Origin of the sequence: Lactococcus formosensis (assembly GCF_018403745.1) — a bacterium.
Classification (GTDB): Bacteria; Bacillota; Bacilli; order Lactobacillales; family Streptococcaceae; genus Lactococcus; species Lactococcus formosensis.
In genome coordinates this window covers 170,803-192,459 of the sequence record NZ_BOVP01000004.1, presented here as the reverse complement: position 1 = coordinate 192,459, position 21,657 = coordinate 170,803, and the positions used below count along the sequence as shown (strand labels likewise).

19 protein-coding genes are annotated in these 21,657 nt (G+C 35.6%); 17 read left to right on the top strand and 2 right to left on the bottom strand.

Annotation, left to right across the window (positions count from 1 at the left end):
• The 10 genes from KJS37_RS06270 (at position 1) to alsS (ending at position 11,812) form a co-directional block, all read left to right on the top strand.
• On the top strand, positions 1-1,779 hold the full coding sequence (locus tag KJS37_RS06270; RefSeq protein ID WP_213496430.1) for a DUF262 domain-containing protein: 1,779 nt from the start codon (positions 1-3) through the stop codon (positions 1,777-1,779).
• Positions 1,780-2,088: 309 nt separating this feature from the next.
• The gene (locus KJS37_RS06265; protein ID WP_213496428.1) at positions 2,089-3,972 is read left to right on the top strand and encodes a heavy metal translocating P-type ATPase; all 1,884 of its coding nucleotides are present in this window, start codon (positions 2,089-2,091) and stop codon (positions 3,970-3,972) included.
• Between the two features lie 138 nt (positions 3,973-4,110).
• Positions 4,111-4,338, top strand: coding sequence for a heavy-metal-associated domain-containing protein (locus KJS37_RS06260; RefSeq protein ID WP_017369855.1), 228 nt, complete (start codon positions 4,111-4,113; stop codon positions 4,336-4,338).
• A gap of 24 nt (positions 4,339-4,362) precedes the next feature.
• Positions 4,363-4,902 (top strand): hypothetical protein, encoded by a 540-nt coding sequence (locus tag KJS37_RS06255; RefSeq protein ID WP_017369854.1) that lies wholly within the window; start codon positions 4,363-4,365, stop codon positions 4,900-4,902.
• Positions 4,903-5,300: 398 nt separating this feature from the next.
• Positions 5,301-5,996 carry a Crp/Fnr family transcriptional regulator gene (locus KJS37_RS06250; protein WP_213496426.1) on the top strand — a complete coding sequence of 232 codons (696 nt, stop codon included), beginning with the start codon at positions 5,301-5,303 and terminating at the stop codon, positions 5,994-5,996.
• Positions 5,997-6,071: 75 nt separating this feature from the next.
• Complete coding sequence (locus KJS37_RS06245; RefSeq protein ID WP_213496424.1) at positions 6,072-6,743, top strand: ribonuclease P; 672 nt, start codon at positions 6,072-6,074, stop codon at positions 6,741-6,743.
• A 47-nt stretch (positions 6,744-6,790) separates the two neighbouring features.
• Entirely contained in the window at positions 6,791-7,408 is a 618-nt protein-coding gene (locus KJS37_RS06240; RefSeq protein WP_213496422.1) for a class I SAM-dependent methyltransferase, read from the top strand.
• Positions 7,409-7,523: 115 nt separating this feature from the next.
• Positions 7,524-8,705, top strand: coding sequence for an AI-2E family transporter (locus KJS37_RS06235; protein ID WP_019293983.1), 1,182 nt, complete (start codon positions 7,524-7,526; stop codon positions 8,703-8,705).
• Complete coding sequence (locus KJS37_RS06230) at positions 8,705-9,946, top strand: tetratricopeptide repeat protein (protein ID WP_213496420.1); 1,242 nt, start codon at positions 8,705-8,707, stop codon at positions 9,944-9,946. Before KJS37_RS06235 ends, KJS37_RS06230 begins: the two co-directional genes overlap by 1 nt.
• Positions 9,947-10,144: 198 nt before the next feature.
• Complete coding sequence (gene alsS / locus KJS37_RS06225) at positions 10,145-11,812, top strand: acetolactate synthase AlsS (protein WP_019291695.1); 1,668 nt, start codon at positions 10,145-10,147, stop codon at positions 11,810-11,812.
• A gap of 123 nt (positions 11,813-11,935) precedes the next feature.
• Here the strand turns inward: alsS and proC are convergent, their stop codons facing one another.
• Both proC and KJS37_RS06215 read right to left on the bottom strand, forming a co-directional pair.
• Entirely contained in the window at positions 11,936-12,748 is an 813-nt protein-coding gene (gene proC, locus KJS37_RS06220) for a pyrroline-5-carboxylate reductase (protein WP_213496419.1), read from the bottom strand.
• A gap of 47 nt (positions 12,749-12,795) precedes the next feature.
• The gene (locus KJS37_RS06215) at positions 12,796-13,803 is read right to left on the bottom strand and encodes a DMT family transporter (RefSeq protein ID WP_213496418.1); all 1,008 of its coding nucleotides are present in this window, start codon (positions 13,801-13,803) and stop codon (positions 12,796-12,798) included.
• A 141-nt stretch (positions 13,804-13,944) separates the two neighbouring features.
• Between KJS37_RS06215 and KJS37_RS06210 the strand changes: the two genes are divergently transcribed.
• The 7 genes from KJS37_RS06210 to KJS37_RS06180 all read left to right on the top strand — a co-directional run bounded on the left by KJS37_RS06210 (position 13,945) and on the right by KJS37_RS06180 (position 21,639).
• On the top strand, positions 13,945-14,913 hold the full coding sequence (locus KJS37_RS06210) for a helix-turn-helix domain-containing protein (RefSeq protein WP_213496417.1): 969 nt from the start codon (positions 13,945-13,947) through the stop codon (positions 14,911-14,913).
• Between the two features lie 667 nt (positions 14,914-15,580).
• Positions 15,581-16,714, top strand: a complete 1,134-nt coding sequence (locus KJS37_RS06205; RefSeq protein WP_213496416.1) for a ParM/StbA family protein — start codon at positions 15,581-15,583, stop codon at positions 16,712-16,714.
• A gap of 2 nt (positions 16,715-16,716) precedes the next feature.
• Complete coding sequence (locus tag KJS37_RS06200) at positions 16,717-17,190, top strand: hypothetical protein (RefSeq protein WP_213496415.1); 474 nt, start codon at positions 16,717-16,719, stop codon at positions 17,188-17,190.
• A gap of 38 nt (positions 17,191-17,228) precedes the next feature.
• Entirely contained in the window at positions 17,229-18,383 is a 1,155-nt protein-coding gene (gene lepB, locus KJS37_RS06195) for a signal peptidase I (RefSeq protein ID WP_213496414.1), read from the top strand.
• Positions 18,380-20,521 carry a MucBP domain-containing protein gene (locus KJS37_RS06190; RefSeq protein ID WP_213496413.1) on the top strand — a complete coding sequence of 714 codons (2,142 nt, stop codon included), beginning with the start codon at positions 18,380-18,382 and terminating at the stop codon, positions 20,519-20,521. The genes lepB and KJS37_RS06190 overlap by 4 nt, the downstream gene beginning before the upstream one ends.
• Before the next feature lie 12 nt (positions 20,522-20,533).
• Positions 20,534-20,905, top strand: a complete 372-nt coding sequence (locus KJS37_RS06185; protein WP_213496411.1) for an LPXTG cell wall anchor domain-containing protein — start codon at positions 20,534-20,536, stop codon at positions 20,903-20,905.
• 14 nt (positions 20,906-20,919) lie between these two features.
• Positions 20,920-21,639: a WxL domain-containing protein gene (locus tag KJS37_RS06180; protein WP_244851359.1), complete on the top strand. Its 720-nt coding sequence runs from the start codon at positions 20,920-20,922 to the stop codon at positions 21,637-21,639.
• Positions 21,640-21,657: the final 18 nt, after the last annotated feature.

Here is a 21,657-nt window from a genome sequence, read left to right as displayed (position 1 = left end):
ATGGATAATAGCTTAAAGATGATACCAATATCAAAAATATTCTCTAATGTATGTTATGAAGTTCCAATTTATCAACGGAATTACGCTTGGGAAGCAGACCAGATAGAACAATTAATTGAGGACATTAAAAGTTCTAGAGATGACTACTTTCTTGGTAATCTAATTGTTAATCAAAAGGACAACAGTGTGTATGAGGTGATTGATGGTCAACAACGCTTAACTACTTTATACCTACTAGAGCGCTATTTAGGTATTCCGTTTGATAAGGATGCATTAAGGTTTGAAGCTCGAGAAAAGTCAAATAGAACCTTATCAGTTTTACCAGATATCCATCAATTAACGAATGAATTGCAGTCTACTGAAATAAAATCAGGTTTTAAAATTATTGATGATTATTTTGAGAAGATGGGGCTGAAAAACAATCAAGAATCATTTGTTAAACGATTAAATAAAGTGAATCTTATTCGAGTTCAAGTGCCTGCTAAAATAGATTTAAATCATTATTTTGAAATCATGAATACCCGTGGGGAACAACTTGAGCTTCATGAAATTGCAAAAGCAAATATTCTATCAAAGATTGAATCAAAGGAAGATAAGTTAATTGCAAATGATATTTGGGAATACTGTTCTAACATGGATATATATATCCAAATGAATTATCCGAAGGAGAAACGAGAAAAAATATTCAATAGTGATTGGAGTGATTTGTCAGCTAAGACTGTAAACTTTGATGCATTAAAATCTTATTATCATGATACAGTTGAAGAAGAGGAAAATCTTTCTCTTAGGGATATTCTTCAGGGCAAGGGAAGATCGCGCGTGTCAAATAAAACAGTTGTGGAATCTGAGAATAAGCGATTTGAATCGATTATTTCATTCCCTAATTTTTTGTTACAGGTCAATAAGGCACTCACTCAATTAAACATCGATGATGATTCAAGTCTTGATGATAAGAATTTTTTAGAAAATCTTAAAAAAAACTGGTATGATGAAGAATCCGCGAAATATTTCATTTTTATGATGTTAAAAGCGCGTGTAGTATTTGATAAATTTATATTGAAACGTGAGTATGCTAGTGATTATAAAGAAACTGGAAAATGGTCGCTCCAAGAACTTAAAAAAAGAGCAGAGGGTGAAGGCGCCACGTATGTGAGTACATTTGGTAACGATGGAGATAAACGAAACAAGCAAGTTCGTACTTTACAATCTGCACTTCGTATTACTTACACAGCACCTAAAACAATGCATTGGATTTCCCTTGTTCTGTCAAACTATCTGAATGATGCTGGGGCTGATATTTTAGAACTGCTAGAAGAATATGGTCAGTCCAAGGTGGATGCTTCTGGATATGCACTAACCACAGGATTTGGTTTTGAAAGAATCGTATTTAGTTATTTGGATTATTTACTTTATCGTGACGGCTATTCTTACAATGAAAAAGAAGTAGTAACTCCTCTTGCTGATGATTGGCATTTTCAGTTTAGAAGTTCAATTGAACACTTTTATCCTCAGCATCCTACAGAATTGAAAGTCTGGAATGATGAAGATTTAAACTGTTTTGGTAATTTAGCATTAATTACAGTTTCGGGAAATTCAACATTTAATAATGCGATGCCAGTTGGCAAGGCAACCACTAATCCTGGGATTATTGAACAAAGTTTGAAGCTAAAAATAATGGCTGAGATGATGAGACAGAACGATAATAACTGGAATCAAGAGTTAGCTCATAAACACCAAAATGAGATGTTTAAAGTGCTTGAAAAAGAAGCAAATAAATAATTAAAAAGCTTTTTAATAATAATTGAGATTTTAGAAGAGGTAGTGTTTTTTTTCTAAAATTTCAATTTTTTTGTAGACGAAATTGAGAACCAAATAGAGTTACCTAAAACTTTAAAACTATAGAGATAGATTTTTATCCCTAACTCGAAACTCACTTGAAACTCACTTATGGTGTATTAAATAACTTAGGGGATATCAGATATGAAAGATCCTAAGGTAATTTTTCAATATAAACTTGATGGTAATCAAGTTTTAAAATCCATTACTGAAATATAATATGTATATAAAAATACATGAGGAGAATTTATTATGCACTTTCAAAAATGGATACAAAAATACAAAAATCACCTAATATTGATTTCAGCAGCACTAATAATAATTGGCTACCTAAGCAGATTTGTTCTTGTAGTAAGTATCGGATCTGAGTATGCAACAGAGATTTGGAATATTACCATGATTATTGCTTCGACTATAGGAGTCCTTCCTATAGGAATACATGCCTACCAGGCCACCAAAGCAAGACAAATCTCAATAGATTTATTAGTTACGATAGCAGTTGTTGGAGCTTTTATAATTGGAGAATATGAAGAGTCAGCTATAGTTACTTTCTTGTTTTCTTTTGGTGCTTATCTTGAAAAAAAGACATTGGAAAAAACGAGAGCTTCTATAAAGCATCTCACAGAGATGGCGCCTCAGATGGCGCTTTTAGCATCAGGCAATGAGATAGATATTGAAGACGTTAAAATTGGAGAGAAGCTTTTAATTAAAACTGGAGGGCAGGTTCCTGTTGACGGAGTAGTTTATGAAGGGGCTGGATATGTCAATGAATCACCGATTACTGGTGAATCTCGTGAAGTTAAAAAAAGGGTTCTAGATAAAGTTTATGCGGGTGCTATTCTTGAGAACGGGACACTTTATATAGAAGCTGAAAAAATTGGAGAAGATACTACGTTTGGTAAAATAGTTGAACTAGTTGAAGAAGCTCAGGACATAAAATCTCCTGCTGAGAAATTTATAGATCATTTCTCAAAGTACTATACACCAACCGTTTTAGTGGTAGCAATTATTACATGGATTTTGAGTCGTAATATGGAGTTAGCAATTACTATTCTTGTTCTTGGCTGTCCGGGAGCGTTAGTTATTGGCGCCCCTGTATCTAACGTAGCAGGTATTGGTAATGGTGCAAAAAACGGGATGCTTATTAAAGGTGGAGATATCATGAACACCTTTAGTCAAGTTGACACACTATTGTTTGACAAGACCGGTACTTTAACAAAAGGAAATACAGAAGTTCTTATTACAAAGAAATATGGCTTAGTTTCTGAACAATTGATTAAGATGATTACCTCGGTTGAGAGCCAATCTGATCATCCTCTTGCCACAGCAATCGTAAGACACATAGGGAATTCACAAACAACAGAATTTGGAGAAATAAATGTAATCAAAGGTCAAGGGATCATAGCAGGTAATTTACTTATTGGAAATGAAAAATTGATGAACTCAAATCAAGTTTCTCTCAGTCAGGATCAGAAGAATGATCTAGAAGCCATACAGCTTCAAGGTGCATCCACCGTTTTAGTTGCTTGGGAAGGAGAAATTAAGATTATTTATGGAATAGCTGATGAGATCCGTCCTGATGTAAAAAACACTTTATCTGTACTTAAAAAAGATGGGATTTCTAAAGTAATCATGTTAACAGGGGATAATAAATCAACGGCTCAGGCTGTTGCACGACAACTTGGAATTGATGAAGTACATTATGAATTATTACCTGAAGACAAGGTTTCTATTATAAAGAAGCTAAAAAATTCTGGACACAAGGTCGCATTTATTGGTGACGGTATAAATGACAGCCCTTCTATTGCTCTAGCAAATATTGGAATCGCAATGGGTTCAGGAACAGATGTTGCAATTGAAACGTCAGATATTGTATTAATGAAGTCAGACTTTAAAGAACTCGGTTATGCATATGGATTGTCAAAACGAACAGTTAATAATATGAAGCAAAACATTATAATCGCAATTACAGTTGTAATATTTCTTCTGACGGGTCTAATTTTTGGAGAAACTGGTATTGTGCCAGCATTTGTCAATATGGGGACAGGAATGTTCGTTCATGAAGCAAGTATTTTAGTCGTTATAGCTAATGGAATGCGGTTAATTAACTACAAGCTGATTAAGAAAAGAGTATAAAAAAAGCGGTAAAACAGGTGTTCTAAACAAAAATATTCAGCTAAGAATAATTTATTATGATTTATTGATAGAAATCAATTTTTCAGAAAGTATCTTGAATTATAATAAAACTATAGAAAAAGAAAGAAGGAAATGATAATGAAAAAAGTAGTGATGAAACTAGATGATTTAAGCTGTCCATCTTGTATGTCAAAAATTGAAGGTGCAATGATGAAGACTGCTGGAGTAAAATCAGCTAAGGTTCTTTTTAACGCTTCAAAAGTAAAAGCAGAGTTCGATGAGAATGTTGTAAATGCCAATCAGTTGCTATCTAAAATTGAAAAATTGGGCTATCCTGTTCAAAGTTCAAAAATTATTGCTTCATAATAAAATTACAGGAGGAGCACAGAAATGGAAAAATTAACAATTGAGGAAAAATATGATATAGAACTCGAAAAAGCAGAAATAGATCACAGAAAGCCCACAGCAGGTGCAATGCTTGGGCATGTCTTGGCCAACTTATTTATAGAGAAGGTACGTTTGATGCAAGCAGGGATTTATGCTAAAAATCCTAATAATCGTAATTTATTTCGAGGCATTGCTGTACAAGAAGATGGATGGTTCTATAAAATAGCAGATTTATTGTTAGATGAAGGAGAGCTAGTTCCATCAACTATTAAGGAATTTTTGCATTATCATAAATTTATTACGGATGATCCCAAGGCAAAATACTGGATTGATACCGATCTGGTTCAAAGTTTCATCATGGATTTTAATAATCAAAATATATTTATCACAAGAGCCATCAAGCTTGCGCAAAAGGAAGAGAAGTACGCCTTAGAAGAAAGTGTTAAGACGCTTTATGGGTATAATTTAAAAATTATAAGGGATTTAGCTGGTATTGTGGGCAAAGTTCCAAAAGATTTTATATCTGAAGATGATGAGGAATAAAATAGTAGCATTATCTGGAACATGCACAGGTGATGCTTTTTTATTAAAGAAAGATTCACTGTTATAAAATATTACGCATATAAAACTCACCATTCAACAATATACGACTCCTAACAGAGTAATATAATTAGAATCCATTATTTATATAGAATTTAGGTTTATTTCCCTGTAATATGATAAAATCAGAGCAAAGTGTTTTGTAAATTCTATTACAATTAATTGAAGTGATGACTTAAGTTAAAGGAATTATCTGAAAAATGATGAAATTAAAATTAGTGCTGCTTAATGCTTCTTTATCATTTAGAAAAACACGGGAAGCAAGCATTTTTTACTCTTTGCCAAAATTTTTTAATAGGCAAGCAATCCTAAAAGGTTAACAACACAATAAAAAGGATAAAATGAATAAATCAGAATACTCAGAAGAACGATTAAGCAATCACCACTGTGTAAAATCAGTTCCCTTGTTTGCCTCTCTTAGCTCAAGTGACCTTGCTCAGGTTGAAAAAATAGTACATCATAAAGTTTTTAAAAAGGGAGAAGTGGTGATTAACCCGATGAGTCGAGATCCTAAATTAGTAATTATTGCTAAAGGAGAAATAAAAATGTATCAACTTTCTTCGACGGGCAAGGAGCAACTTTTACGGGTAGTCGAACCAGGAGGATATGAAGGAGAAAAAGAGATTTTTGGTGTGGTAAACGATAGTCTTTATGGCGAGGCATTGAGGGACTCAATAATCTGTTTTTTGAACAAATCAGAGTTCACGACCCTCTTACTCACTCATCCTCAACTTTCTTTGAGCCTATTGCAGATTAATGCTGAAAAAGAGAGAAAAATAGAATATCAAACTAGATTTTTGATGATGGAAGATGTAAGTAGACGCTTAGTAAACTACTTAATGGATTTGTCGAAGTCATATAAAAGTAATTTAATTAAACTTCCTATGAAGTCTAAAGATTTAGCAACATTTATTGGAACAACTCCTGAGACACTTAGCCGGAAGTTGAAACTACTGGAAAGTAAAGGTCTTATCGAGCGTGAGAATAAAAAAATTAAAATATTAGACTACGAACGTTTGGAAGATGAGTATTCTTAATCTCATAATCCTAAAATAAGCAATGCCACATATACATGGTCAAAATAATAATCATAAAAGAAAGTGAGAGTAAAAATGCTTGAAAATGTAAATCAATATTTTTTGTATCAGGAAAAGAAATATATCAAACCTGAAAAGGCAGGTGTTTTGTCTCAATCTATGCTTGATTTAAGAGAACTAGCACAGTCTGCGAGAAAAGAATTTATAGTAATAAGTCAGCTTCTAGCTGAGAAGGTAAAACCATTTGAAGCAGAGCGAGTTAGTCAATGGATGAATCAGGCACAAATATGTCGGCCACATTTTTGGTGCTACTATCGTTTTCCATCAGATGATATCGATGAAGTTACTCTGGCAATACGCCTATATGGTAATTACAATGACTTTGGTGTCTCTGTAGAAGTTAGCTTTATTGAAAGAAAGAAATCAGAAAAAAGTTTAATTCAGCAAAGGAAGGTCCTAAACTGTCCCATAACCGCACCTTCTTATTACCTTGCCCAGAATAGTGGCATAAGCTATAAAATTGAAGGAAATGAAGAAAATAGAATGATGCTGATGAAAAAGGTAGAACGAGGTGAGTTTCGGAAGGTCTTGATCAAACAAGATGTTCCATATGTTAAAAATCAAACGGTTGAAGAATTAATTGATAGAATAGCGAAAGTGTTTGATGGACTCGTGCCTTATTATGAAGAAACTAAAAAAATAAATACAGAAATGAAGCATATTTTAGAAGTCTCATACCCCAGCTAATTCTAAATATTAATCATAGTTTTATTCTAGATAAGAAGGACCCAAAAATGCCACACAAAAACCACAACTACGAGGAAGAATCAGAAAATTTCTATGACAATATCGCCCAGCGGTTTGACCATTCCTTTGATGGTTTCCTTGCTTCATTTTTCAAAAAGTTTATTGTTAAACATTTGGAAGTACCGAGAAATGCCAATATCCTTGATATTGGCTGTGCCAATGGGACACTGCTATCCATGCTTAGCAAGCAGACAAAGATTTTTGGGGCAGGTTTAGACATTTCTTCTGAAATGGTCAAGATTGCCAGCCAACGTCATCCGCAGTTTGAGTTTAAGCAAGGCAGCGCGGAAGCTGTTCCATTTCCGAAGGATAATTTCGATATTATCATTTGTTCAGCCAGTTTTCATCACTTCCCTCATCCCGATCGCTTTTTAGATGAAGCTAGTCGTTTGTTAAAACAAGACGGTAGACTGGTGATTGCGGAAATCCATATTCCTGTAGTGGCAAAACTTTATAATTGGCGTTTGAACCACTTTTCAACTGAAGGTGATGTCAAAGTCTATCAACCTAAAGAGCTGGTAAATCTCTTTCAAGAAGAGGGCTGGAAAATTGTGAAACGTAAAATTTTTCTGCAAATTCAATATTATGAACTGCAAAAGCTGTGAACACAGCTTTTTTATATAAATAAAATTATGTAAAAAAAGAACCTTCGATGTCAATATTACAGGGATTATGTTATAATTTAAACAGTATTTTACACATTAGAAGGGGAAAAATCCTATGGAAAAACAAAATTTTAGAGCCTCTGTTTTTTTCAAATGGTTTGTAAATAATAAAGTCGTGACGGCACTCTTGGTTGTCTTACTTTTATTACTTAATATTCTATTACTCAGCAAAGTCAACTTTATCTTTGCACCAATTGCAGATTTTCTGACCATTGTTTCATTACCTGTCGTTTTAGCAGCTGTGTTTTATTACCTGCTTAATCCGATTGTTGATTATCTCGAAAAGAAACGTGTGCCGCGTATTGCCAGTATTATTGTGCTTTTTATTCTAATTGCTGGATTGTTGGTTTGGGGCTTGGCTTACGCCATTCCTTCTATCTCCAATAGTGTGGCAAGTTTCTCTAAGCACGTGCCTAACTATGTCGAACAAGCACAAGAAGAAGTAAATAAACTCTTGACCAATCGTCACTTTGAGCAATTCCGCCCACAAATGGATGATTTCATGGATTCCCTTGGAAATAATATCGTGGACTGGTCGAAAAACTTTTCAACTGCTGCCTTTAGCTCAATCACTGATGTGATTACGCGTACAGCAAGTGTCTTTATTTCACTGGTTATCTTCCCGTTTGTGCTTTTCTATCTTTTACGTGACGGAAAAAACTTGAACGGCTATATCACACATCTTTTACCAGTCAACTGGCGCAAAGATACTTCAAAAATCTTGACTGAGATGAATTCACAACTTGCAAACTACGTACGTGGTCAAGTTATTGTTGCGATTGCGGTTGCTTTGATGCTTGCGATTGGTTTACCAATTATTGGTTTGCGTTACGGAATCACCCTTGCTATCTTATCTGGGCTCTTTAACTTGATTCCATTCCTTGGATTCTACTTGGCCATCATTCCGGCTATGATTATCGGTTTAGCAACAGGTGGGCCAATCATGTTGCTGAAAGTCTTGATTGTCTATATCATTGAACAAACACTTGAAGGACGTTTCGTTTCGCCTTTAGTTTTAGGTAAACAGTTGAGCATTCACCCAATTACGGTTCTCTTTGTGCTCTTAACGGCCGGCAAAGTCTTTGGCTTATGGGGTGTTCTGTTGGGAATTCCGTTCTATGCTGCAGCCAAAGTAATTATCACACATATCTATGATTGGTACCGTGAAATTTCAGAACTTTATCAACCTGTTGATTTAGGTAATACAAGTGAACTTGAAAAAATAGAGGAGAGCTAATGTCTTATTCAGAAGATACCATTGATTTTCTACATAAAGGTGATTTGATTGGGATGCATAATGCTTTGAGCAATGCGCTCAAGCATGACAATGAAGAAATGCTTGCGGATTTGGCAGAGTATTTACAAATGATGGGTTTTATTGATGAGAGCCATCAAGTATATGACAAGATTCTGGGTGACAATCCTGAAAGTACCGACTATTTGATTAATCTGGCAGAGATTGCAGAGGATGATGGGCTGATTGATGATGCTTTAAACTATCTCTATCAAATTCCTGCTGGAGACGAAAACTATGTTGCTGCTTTGATTCAAATTGCGGATTTGTACCAGTTTGAAGGCGACTTTGATACGGCCATTAGCAAGCTGGAAGAAGCCCGCGAACTTTCCGACTCACCTCTGATTACATTTGCGCTTGCGGAAAGTTATTACGAGCAAGGCGCATATCAAGAAGCAATCCAAAACTACGCCAAGCTTTCTGTACGAGAGATTTTACAGCAAACTAAAATCTCTACTTATCAGCGTATCGGTGAATCCTACGCACATCTAGGGAATTTTGAAAATGCGATTTCCTTTTTAGAAAAGTCTTTAGAGTTCGATAAAACTGCTGATACAATTTACAAGATTGCGTTACTTTATAGCGAATTGGACAATCAAGCCCGGGCAATTAGCTATTTCAAACAGCTAGAAGATTATAATACAGATTTACTGAATTATGAATTAGCTTATGCTCAAACACTGGAAGCAGACCGTCAGTTTGATGAAGCTGCCCGTGTGGCTCAAGAAGGTTTACTGAAAAATCCAAATTCGGCTTTACTGTTGCATTTTCTCTCGAAGCTGGCTTATAGTCAAAAAGATCAAGCAGCTGCAGAACGATACTTGATGGATGCGCTCAATGTTGCTGAGCTCCATGACGAAACAGTATTCCTCCTGGCAAACCTTTATTTCAACGAGTCAGACTTTGAAGCTGTGATTCGCTTGGAAGAGTTGTTAGAAGAAGAACATTTCCTAGCGCAATGGTTATTTGCTCAAGCCCATAAAGAGCTGGAAAATGATGCACAAGCAGAAGTGCTCTATACAGAGCTCTTGTCGACTGCCTTGACTGATAATCCAGATTTCTTGAAGGATTATGTTGATTTCCTTTTGCAAATCGGACAAAATGAAAAGGCACAAACCTATATTAAACAATATCTGGAACTCGTGCCAGAAGATGAAGAAATGAGAGGACTGTTGTTCGAGTAATCGAGCAATGGTTTTTTTATTGAAGTAAGATTACGAAGTCTGTAATATTTCATAGGAGGAGATGTAAGCGTTTTAGGTGCAGATATCTTCTGAAAGCAGACTATATATACATTCTTCAAGCTCGATTTTTGTAAATTAAAATGTTTTCTGCTAAAATTGATTGTGAAGATTGTGAATCTTAATTGAAATGGAGAAGAAATGACTGATAAAAAATTCGGCTCAGACTTAGTTGTAGATAGTTTAATTAACCATAATGTAAAATATGTTTTTGGTATCCCTGGTGCCAAAATTGACCGCGTATTCGACCGCTTGGAACATGATCCAAAAGCGCCAGAATTAATCATTACTCACCATGAGCAAGGTGCTGCTTTTATGGCACAAGCTGTGGGACGTATCACCGGTGAACCTGGTGTTGTTTTGGTTACTTCTGGACCCGGTGTATCAAACTTGGCAACGCCACTTTTGACAGCAACATCTGAAGGGGACGCAATCCTTGCTATTGGTGGACAAGTAAAACGCGCGGACCGTTTGAAACGTGCCCATCAATCTATGGATAATGCTCAAATGATGGCGCCAGCTTCAAAATATTCGCAAGAAATCTTGGACCCATCAACAATTTCGGAAACAGTAGCCAATGCTTACCGTATTGCTAAAGGCGGTCGTGCAGGTTCAAGTTTCTTATCTATCCCACAAGACGTGACAGATTCAGAAGTTTCAGTGAACGCCATCAAACCTTTGTCAGATCCTAAGATGGGTAATGCCTCAATTGATGACATTAACTATTTGGCGCAAGCGATTAAAAATGCTGTATTGCCTGTTATCCTTGTTGGTGCTGGCGGTTCAGATGAAAAAGTAGCTAAAGCTTTGCGTAACTTACTTTCACACGTCTCTATTCCGGTCGTTGAAACTTTCCAAGGTGCAGGTGTGATTTCGCGTGACCTTGAACATACATTCTTCGGTCGTATCGGTCTTTTCCGTAACCAACCGGGAGACATGTTGCTCAAACGTTCAGACTTAGTCATCGCTGTTGGTTATGACCCAATCGAGTATGAAGCACGCAACTGGAATGCTGAAATTGATAGTCGTATTGTTGTCATTGACAACGCTATTGCTGAGATTGATACCTATTACCAACCAGAACGTGAATTGATTGGTGATATCGCTCAAACATTGGAAAATCTTTTGCCAGCAGTCCGTGGTTACAATTTGCCAGAAGGTTCAGTTGAATACCTTAAAGGTCTGCGTGATGTGATTAACCAACACGAATTTGATGTTGAAGCAGCTGAAGAAGGACGTTTGCACCCACTCGACTTGGTAAGTACTTTCCAAGAAGTCGTTAAAGATGATGAAACTGTGACTGTTGACGTTGGCTCACTCTATATCTGGATGGCACGTTACTTCCGTTCTTATGAACCACGTCACTTGCTCTTCTCAAATGGTATGCAAACACTTGGTGTAGCTTTGCCTTGGGGAATTACAGCCGGCTTGCTCCGCCCAGGACACAAAGTTTATTCTCACTCTGGTGATGGAGGTTTCCTCTTCACCGGTCAAGAACTTGAAGTTGCCGTTCGCCTTAACTTACCATTAATCCACATTATCTGGAACGATGGTCACTATGACATGGTTAAATTCCAAGAAGAGAAAAAATACGGCCGTGCAGCAGGTGTAAACTTCGGCAGTGTCGATTACGTGAAATACGCTGAAGCTATGGGTGCCAAAGGCTATCGTGTCCACAGCGCAGAAGAACTCAAAGAACTCTTGGAATCAATCCCTGATAGCACAGGACCAGTCGTTATTGATGTTCCTATCGATTACTCAGACAATATTAAATTAGCGGATACGCTTTTGCCTGAGGAATTTTATTGATTTGGAAACTGTAGCATGTAAAAATGATAATCTTGCTATTAATATCTTTATTTAGCCTAGTTAGGATACTTTTAAATAAAACAATACAAAAAGTGGAGTCTTTACCCCACTTTTTGTATTGTTTTATTTGTTATTCATTTCTTGATCTTTAATAATAGTTGCATCTATTCCTTTAACAACAGTTGAAATAAATGATTCATCTTCTAGTGCCATTAAACCAGCAATAGTTGTACCGCCTGGCGAGCATACTCTATCAATCAGTGTCCAGGGATTTTCTTTACTTTCAATAAGCATAGCAGCACTTCCCAGAACAGCTTGGGCAGCAATTTCATTACATAAATCTTTTGGAAGACCATTTTTTCCTCCAGCCCTTGAGATACTGTCAATAAATAAATAGGCATATGCTGGTGAACTTCCTGCTAATGCTGTAAAGTTAGAAAAATCTTTTTCAGGAAGTGACCAAGCTAATCCAACTGATTTAAACATTTCTAAAGTTGAGTTGATATGTTCGTTACTGGTAAATATGTTACCACAAACAGCAGCAGCACCTTTACCGATCATAGCATTTACATTTGGCATCACACGGATAATAGGAATTTTATCATTAGTATTCAAAAAGTTATAAATCTTCTGAGTAGGTGTCCCTGCTGCTATTGAGATCAACAAAGGTTTTTTTTCTATTATCATTTTTCTATTTTCTGTCAATATTTTTTCAATAATATTAGGCTTTACTGATAGAACAACGGTATCTACAGAAGCAATAAGTTCTGAAGTTGAAATACACACATTTGTATTGTTTTCTTTTGAAAAAAAGTTGACTTTTTCAGTCATCACATCAAAAAGGTAAATGTCTGTGCTTGCGACATAATTATTTTTGATAATGCCTTTTACGATGGCAGAAGCCATATTTCCAGTTCCGATAAATCCAATTTTCATAGTTTCTTCTTTCTGTTATTTATTAATTTTTTTAGTTAGATTTTTCCTTACAAATTATTGTTTTCAAGTTTTCTGGTTTCTTTATGTCTTTCTAACTTAGAAAACTGCGAAGGACGATTAATTAGAACAATAGAGAGACAAACTAAAATCAAGCCAATGGCAAGAGAAGTAGTAAAATGCTCCCCAAGGAGTACGGCGAGAACACTACCCGAAATTGGCATAATAAATTTATAAACAGTTATTTCACCAAGATTTGCGTATTGGGCTGCCCAATACCATAAACTAAAAGGAATAGCGGATGCAGCAGCAAGTATTATTAGTAGAATTATACCAGTAGCTGTCCAATTTATTGCTGATAAACGTCCCCCCATTAAAAAACCGATTATATAAAGAAACAGAGAACCAATAATTAAATTCCAACCTGTCATTACGAAAGAATTTAGAGATGACCCAATTTTTTTAGCAAGCATAGTTGCTAATGCAGCAAGCAAACCATATATAAGCATAAAACCTTCTCCAGTAATAGAAAAAGAAAACATGTCACTAATATGTGTTCCGCCATTTAACTGAGAAATAATTAACCCGATAAAACCAATAACAAGTCCTAAGATTTTGCTGGTGCTTAATTTATCATTTTGATATGCAAAGTGAGCAAGGATTGCTGCAAAAAAAATTGTTGACTGTGCTAAAATTGTTGAATTTATTGTCGAAGTTATATTTACATTACCGATATTAAAAAAGAAATAGGCTGCTGTGGTAGAAATTAACCCCATTAGTATAACTTCTTTCCACTGAGTTTTATTAACTTCTAGTATATTTTTTTTGATGATTTTAGCAAATATGAGCGTCATGATTCCTGCTATAAAAAAACGAAGACTAATAGTTGCAAGCACTTGTCCGAGATAATTGCTTCCCAATAAATCAGGAACTATTCCCATCTCTATGTTCATGACTTTAATAAGTTTAAATGGTGTGCCCCAAATTATGTTTGCAATAATTGCAGCAATTGCTATTGTAGCAGCTGTCGGGGTATGTTTTTTGAGTGTTTCACTCATGAGCTATCCTCCAATTTCTCTTGTTTACTTTTTCACAATAAAAACAAATACAATGTTTATTATAATAAATAGCTTGCAAAATTAAAATCTGTCATATATACTTTTAACAGTAGGTTATTTTAAGATTTAAGGGGATTTATTATGTATAAGGTATCTGGAGAGGAATTTACACATTTCTGGGGTTTTTTAGAAACTTTAGATTGTTATATTAAAAGTGAAGTAGGAATGGTTGATGAACTAAAGAGTTTTGATCAAGACGAAAGAAGAGAAATCGCTGCTTTAGTTTGTCAAAATACATCAAGTAGGCTTACATATACAGCTCCTTATGTAAGAATTATATATGTACTTAAGGGAAGTGTCGCTGTATATTTAGATAATAAAAAATTTTTATATAACGAAGGAATGCTTATTTTAGCAAATAAAAATACAAAAATTGAATATCAAGAACTGTCCTCAGAAACGGTAGTTACTGGATTTTATTTTAAATTAAAATATTTTAATAATGGCTTACTCAATCAATTTATAGAAGAATCAATGCTTTATAGATTTTTTGTAGAAAGTACTTCGCAAGATACTGAAAATACTAGCCATTATTTTATTTATCAGTTTAGCACTATGGACGATGTACATTTTTATATTTTATCTTTGCTAAAACAAGTAGTGAAGATGTGCTATTTTAATAATAAGTTAACAAAAGCTGCATTTGTTCTATTGATTGTTGAGATGAGTCAAATGACAGATAGCTGCTTATGTTTACATGACTCAGACATCTCTAATAATGTCCTAGTTAAAGAAATTTTAAATTTTATAGAAAATAATATCCGTACAGTTAGCTTAGAAAATGTTTCGCAAAAATTTCATTTTCACCCCAATTATTTATCAGCATTAATAAAAAAAGAGACGGGCTATAGTTATTCAGAGTGGCTAATAAAATACCGCATTGATTATTCTAAAAAGTATTTATCACAAACAGATTTAACTGTGCAACAAATTATTGAAGAAGTTGGCTATTCTGACAAGACCTACTTTTTTAATATTTTTAAGAAACGTGTAAATATGACACCAGGAGCTTATAGGAAATATATTAGAAACAGAGATAGAAACGAATAAACGATTAGATTTATTTACTTTCTCCACACTTTAATTATGAATGAGTAATCTGAAATAAAAATAAATTCTGACTATCGTTAGCTACAAGCCCAACTGATTTTAGATACAGAAAGGTTTGATAAAAGTAGAAGTATTTGAACATGACAGTAAGGATATTCTTGAAATGTAAGAAGATTGAGATTGAAAAACAATTAATTATAAGGAATTATAACCAATGTCAAAAGAAACAAGTAACCAAGGGGGCTTGTTTTTTTTATTGCAATGATGATTTCTATCATAGTCACGTTCACAAAAATAAGCGAGTCGAATACTTATTTAAAAAAAGTACTTTTAGAGTACACGAAAAAGAAATTTTAGTTGCCTATTCAAAGAAGTAATAGGCGTTTATCGTCAACAGAATAGCTATAATCACCGCAATAAAGCCATTTTTTTATATTCTGAAAAGTCAGAAAAATTAGTGTTTTGCGGAAAGACACCCCTTACAAACGCCGTTGTTATAGGGTTTTCGTTAAATTTAGTATTGAAAAAAAACATAAATGAAGTTAAACTATATATACAAGATCCCGTCAAGTATGACTTTTTAGTTTTCATATTTTTCATTAAAACACTAATTTTATTTAAAAAAGTTATATTTTGTATAAGTGGTTGGTAATAAAAAGGGGGAGAAATGGAAGAGGTTCAATATGATACAACAATTGCTGTCGATTTAGGGAATAAATTCATCAAAATAAAAAGCTCTAAAAATAGTTATTGTTTTGTCAATGCAATGTTTCCACGAGAACAAGCAGGCAAGTCTTTGTTGGGGAGTTATATTAATTGGAAGAAGCCAAAAATATTCTCTACAAGATTAAACGAACATAAGGAAATGTATTTTGGTCCTGACCTCTCAGAGATGGGTCATGAAACTGAGTGGATTTCTTCCATAGGAGACGGTTTGTCCAGATATTCAAGCGTAGAGTTTCAGGTGATGTTCGAATATGCAATTGCCCTTGCTGTGAGTGACTTTGAAGAAGAAGATGTACATATTCAATTGGTTACAGGCCTTCCAACTTTAGATGAAAAAAATGAAGAAATAAAACAGTGCTTAGTCGAATTTCTCAGTGGCACACATGAAGTAAAAATCCAAGATGAGATAAGTAATGAAGTGTTTGATATAACATATACCGTTGATAGTATTGTTGTTGTTCCTCAATATTATGGAACCTTAAGTCATCTTGCAATTGATGAAGACCTTAACCTTCAAGAGAATAGAGTAACTCAAGAAAATGTGGGGGTAGTTGACTTTGGTGGAGGAGGTATCTTGATTGATGTGGCTCACCGACTTGACCTAGGTGCGAGTGGTTTGGCTTGGCAAGAGGATCTAGGCGTAGATGCCTTTCATCGCGCTGTTGATATAAACTCTGCACTATCCGTCTATACGATAGAGAATTTATATATTGAAGGCAGTGAGGCTGAAGAGTATCTTTATGAACCAGGAAATTCTAAGCGAGTAAGTGATTTCACTCCAGCTTTCATGGAACAAAGGCGAAGAGCCACAGAGCATGTGAAAAATCTATATAGCAGACATTTTAGAAAAAATGAGGATATTTCGGTGATTTTTCAAACCGGAGGTGGAGCAGACTTTCTTTTACAGAAAGAACTCCAGAAAGAGCTCTCAAGTCAAATTGACATTGAGTTTATTGACGAGCCACAAATGTCTAATGTCAACGGTTATTATAAATTAGGAACATATATGCAAAAGATGGATAGTGTAAACCTACCCGCAGAAGAAGAAATTGAAATTGTAGAAAATGGAGATTAAGAATGGAAATTAATGATAAAGCAAAACAAACAGATTTAAATAGCTTCGAGGCAGAACTGGCAAGTATTATCCAAGAAGTCGAAGAAAATAAAAAGAAACTTGAATTTCTTAAAAACGAGAATGATCAACTGCGTCTAAAAAATACGACCTTGGAAGAAAATGAAAGACGCTATGTCAACACGTTAAAACAAAAGGAAACACAGCTCCAGCAATTAGAAAAACAACCACCAATGGGTCTTTCGGAAAAAGATCTCGTAGAAGTCATGCTTGATGCAAAGCGTGTCGCCAATGACATTGTTAAAAAGGCTCAAGATGAAGTGGTTCTTGTTGAACGTCAAAAGAAGGAAGCTCTGGCAGCCTTGAAGCAAGAAGGACAATTGGTACGAGAAGACATAGAGAAGTATAGAATCAAAGTCAATCAAGATTTGAATCAATGGATTGAAAGTCTAGAAAGAGTCATGGACAGTCCAGAATAAGCCGTTTATAATCAATGAGTTAAGGAGGTGAGGAACAAATGATCAAGCTTTACAGAGGAAATATTATTGATGACCAAGAAGACACGTGTTTGTTTATGTTGGACTCTTTTGGACCTTCACAGTTCTTAATGCAAATGATCCAAAAGCAAGACAAACAACTTTCAGACTTAGATCACTCCCTCTTAGAGAAGAAATATCACTTCATGATAGAAGCAATGCTTTCTTCTGAACGTCCTGTTCTATCGCTGTTAGAAGCACTTGAAAAAACCTTCCCCCAAATCATTTGGACAAAAATAATAAAGACACCTTCCAATAGCTATAAGATTGAATTCATTCCGATTGCTTTTCAAAATGAGCGGCAAGAAGAAGATGGCATCTTGGCGGATGCCTTAGAAGAAATGGGGGTGCATGCGGCCAATCTTATTCCGACCTTTCGTGAAAAAGTCGAAGAGGTGTTAAAAAATTGGCAAGGTGCCTCACCTGTTGAAATTTCTCCAACTTTTGAAATGGAAGAGAAAAAAGAAGAAGCTTCTCATCTTAAAGAAGACACAGAAGATCCCCTTCTCATACGCTTGAAAAAACTTCAAGAGGAAGTGAAAAAACAAGGCGCTCAAAAAGAAGCCCCTCATGTCCAGAAAAACTCTTTTTTTAAGAAGAAAAATCAAAATAAACATCAGAAACAAAATAAACATGAGAATAAGAATAAAAAAAGCTCGCGTTTAAAAAAGGGAAGTATTATCGTTGGACTTTTAATGTTTTTCGGACTTTGTCTTCTGGTTCTCGGGCAATTTTATGGTGTAAGAACCGTAGAGGGGAACTCCATGGAACCCACATTGAAAAACGAACAGGTCATCGTTATTGAAAAGCAACCGGATCAATTACAGCGTGGAGATGTTCTTGCGTTTAATGTCCCTCAAATGGGGGATAAAGAATTCGTGAAGAGGATTATTGGTTTGCCTGGAGATACGATATATGCTTCTCAAGGTAAGCTTTATGTGAATGATAAACCACTCTCGACAGATTATACGGGCTCAGTGACAGAAGATTTCACATTGAAAGAAATATGTGGAAGAGAAACAGTCCCTGAAGGTAAGCTATTTGTATTAGGAGATAACCGTTCACATTCCACAGACAGTCGAAATTATGGTTTTGTGGATCAGGGAGAGATCAAAGGTAAGGTAGTAATGAAATGAAAGAAAGACTAAAAAACAGGTTTAGAGAAAGAAAAGGGCATATTCGACTATTAGGTTTCTTAACGGTTCTCGTTGTAAGTGTCAGCTTTCTTGGACTGGCTATTCCTAAAATTATGGCAGGAGATACCCAAGTCACCGACCTCACACTTCAAGGAGAAAGTAAGGAACAGTTGATTACGTTGACTCTAAAAGATGAGCATCCAGAGGATACAAAAATAGTAATTCCTCTTCCAGAAGGGATTACTTATACTTCAAATTCAAATCCCAATATCGGTGTGACATATGATGAATTAAGCAAACAAGTGGTTATTGACTGGGTAGAGGGGGAAGAAAAACAGGTAGAACTTCAACTTGAAGCAGAACAGGAAGGACACTATGATTTTACTGCACGTACTGTACGGGATGGAGAGCCAGTGACTTCGTTACCTTGTTCAGTAATAATACAAGAATCGAAAGATGATGAAGAAGTTACAGAACAAAGTGAAATAAGTGAACCAGAAGTGCCACCCATTTCTTCATATTCTAGTGTGGGGGGAGGTAATTCTACCCGGACTATATACCAACGCTTTTATGATGAAACAATGGATATTAGGAATGCAAGTGGATCAATGAATGGTACTGGCGCAGAACAAAAGATATATTCTGGAGGGAAGGCTTATTATCTTCTACTTAATACATACCCTGGAGTAAATAAAAAGACGGTAAAAAACTCAACGTATACTATTCAGGTACCTGACAGTATAGATTTTTCTTCAATCGGAGAATTTTCTTTAATTGCAGAACAGGATCGAGTATTTACTAATAGTGGTTCGACTTGGTTAAATTCAGCATATGAAAAATATGAAATAAATCCAGAAGAATATACTATAACCAGTAATGAATTAGAGCGTACAATTACAGTTAGAATACCGAATACAGGTTTTTGGACTCCATACATGTCAACCAATCTTCAATTTTCTTACACAGCTCCTGAGGATGAGTCAGGAGATTTAACTTGGAAAACTAATGTTTTAGCTCCCTCAAACACATCGCAGGTGAGTTACGATTTAGTAGATGCCATGTCGCTCTACCATGATGTAATAATACACCATATTGACAGTTCAGGAAATCCTCTTAACGAGGACACGGTAGTATATGAAAAATTTGGTACAACAATTGAAGCAACGAAGTATATAAACGCTAAAGAGGGTTATAAGTTCGATCATGTAGAAGGTGAGACATCCGCAACGATTGATTCTGATACTAAAGAATTAACTCTTGTTTATAAGAAGAAAGCGGGTGGTAATGTCACCGTTAGATATATTGATGAAAATGGCAATGCTATTGTAGGCGTTTCTGATCAAATAATAAAGGGAGAATGGGGTGACAGTTACGATGCGGCGACTCCTGAATATCAAATATCTATTCCAGGATATTATTTAGACGAAGAAAAACTCCCCCAAAATATGACAGGCAAATTCGATGATAGTCCTAAGGAAGTCATTTATATCTATAAAAAAGATAAAACTGTTGTAAATGTACATGACTCAACACTCTATGTAGGTAATGAGTGGAAAGCAGAGGAAAACTTTGATTCTGCGCTCGATAAAGATGGAAATGCTGTAGACTTCAAAGATATCAAAGTTACAGGTGACGTGAATACAAATGAACCAGGAAAGTATGATGTGAGTTATAGCTATGAGGGGGTTCAATCAAAAGCTACTATCACAGTAAAAGACAATGTGCTTCGATTCTCTAGTGTTCCAAGTGAATTAAGTTTTAATGAATCTAAGATATCCACACACACAGAGACGATTTTGAGAAAAGATCCAAATTGGAAAATTATTGTTGAAGAGGACCGTTTTAAAAAGTCCAATTGGCGTGTGACTGCTCGACTTTCTGAAGGATTTAAAGATAGCTCAGGGAATACTTTACCAGATGATATTTTGCTCTTTCGTAAGGAAAACCAATCCGATCAATGGATTAATTCTGAGACAGAAGTGAATGTCTTTGATGGAGAAAGTAATGATAAAGAAACACTTTATGATGTTTCTTGGGGTCAAAATGAAGGTCCTCTGCTTCAAGTTGCACCAGGTACTGTTAAAGTTGGAAAATATACAGCAGATATCACTTGGAACCTAATTGATGCCCCAGCTTAAAGTGGAGAGGAGGTGAATTCAGTGAAAATAAAATATAAAACGTTAGTTGTATTAACTACTCTACTTGTAACAACACTTTATTGCATAGGCAATAATCAAATTGCTTATGCGTCTGATGGCGGAAGTATGTCGAGTCAATCTTCAATTATATTTGATCAAACGTATATTCCTACAGATGACATTATCGAAGATGTTTATGTGAAGGAAGATCCACTTATCCCAAGCGGCTCTACTTCCTTCCCTGTCTATACAGGAAAGAGCACGCTCCCTAAGACTGGGGAGACAGGGAGTCAAAGCGGACAACTTCTCGGTATAACACTTTTAAGCACCAGTCTACTCTTGAGTGGACTAAATAAAACAAAAAAAGAAAATATTAAAAATTAATGGAGATGATAACAATGAAAATGAATCACTTATTTATGGCAGGCGCAGTATTACTCGGTACAGGGGCTCTCGCAGCACTTACAAATCCAGCACTGGCAGAAGAAAAATCAGTAACGACAACAGGGGATGTAACCTTTGTTGAAGATACAGAAACAGTGCCTCCTGTAGACCCAACAGATCCAGATGAAACAGTAGATCCTGAAGAGCCAGGAGAAGGCACAAGTGGCCCACTAAGTATTGACTATGCTTCAAACTTCCACTTTGATAAACAAAAAATCTCTGCCAAAGATGAAACTTACTATGCTTTATCAGATAACATCACTACTGTAGATGGCAAAGAAGCACGTCCGCATTGGGTACAGGTTACGGATAAGCGTGGGACAAATGCAGGGTGGAAACTTCAAGTCCAACAAGCTGCCCAATTTACAACAGGTTCTAAAGAACTAAAGGGCGCACAAATTAAAATGACCAATGCCTCTGTGGCTACAACTTCTGATAATCAGGCCGCAGCTCCAACTCCCGCTGAAACAGTCACTTTAATCCCAACAGGGTCAGCACAAGATGTAATGACTGCGCAGACTGACGAAGGTATGGGGACGTGGTTGAATGTCTTTGGTACAGGACAGGAAGGCGACCAAAGCATTTCATTGAGCGTCCCAGGGACTTCTGAAAAAGTAAAAGACGGCAAATACACGACTGAACTGACATGGTTGTTGAATGATACACCAGCCTAAGCCATAGAGAATAAAAAA